At 73.8% G+C, this 913-nt stretch carries 1 protein-coding gene; it reads right to left on the minus strand.

The window, feature by feature from the left end; genetic code table 11:
• Positions 1 to 913 (minus strand): FimV/HubP family polar landmark protein (locus QAA18_RS06495; RefSeq protein ID WP_279412023.1); only part of this gene is annotated, 913 nt, incomplete at both ends.

Below are 913 nucleotides of genomic sequence, written 5' to 3' on the forward strand. Positions count from 1 at the left end.
CGGGCGCCGCAGGCGCCGTCCGCGCGGGCGCGGGCGCCGGTGCCGTCTTGGAAGGCACGCTGGCGGCCATCTCCGCCGAATCGAACAGGCGCGGGCGCGGCTTGCGTCCATTGCGGCGCACGAACCACCACGCAGCCAGCAACACCACGGCCAACCCGGCAAGCATCCAGGGCCACAGCACCGGGCCTTCGGCCTGGGCTTGCGCCGCTTCCTGGCTGGCCGTTGCGGTCGCCAGGTTCTCGCGCGCCGCTGCCAGCGCGCTGTCCTTCATCGCAATGAGCTGTTGTTGCTGGTCCTGGATCTTCTCCAGCTCGGCCACGCGCGCCCTGAGCTCGCCAAGCTCGGCGTCGCGCGCGGCGAGCGTTTCCTGGGTCTGCTGGATTTCCTGTCGCAACATCCGTCCCTCGCCACCGGCCTGGATGCCGGTTCCTGTCCCCGCCTCGCCCGCGCCCGGCAGGGCCGGCATGATCTCGAGGCGTGCCTCGCTGCTCCGCTCCTCTCCGCCGCCGGTTGCCGCGATCGCCGCGGCACTGGCCCCGGCCGCACCGGCGCGTGCGATCTCGGCCGCCTGCAGGCGAGCGGCGCGGGCTTCGCGCCATTCCGCAACCTGCGTGCGGACCATCGCGGCGGCCTCGCTGGCACTGTAGCGCGACAGTTCCTCCGCCGGCGGCATGCGCAGGACGGCGCCCTGGCGCACGAGGTTGATGTTGCCGCCGATGAAGGCGTCGGGATTGGCGCGCAGCAGCGCCAGCATGGTCTGGTCGAGGGTGCGGCCGCGTCGGTCCAGCCCGCTGGCGATTTCGCTCAGCGTGTCGCCTGCCTGCACGAGATAGTCGGCGTCCGCCGCTGCGGGCATGGGCTCGGCCGGCGCTTCGGCCACCGCCGGCGGCGCGGGCTCGACGGCTGGGGCCGG

This window comes from Luteimonas sp. 8-5, assembly GCF_029763755.1.
GTDB lineage: Bacteria > Pseudomonadota > Gammaproteobacteria > Xanthomonadales > Xanthomonadaceae > Cognatiluteimonas.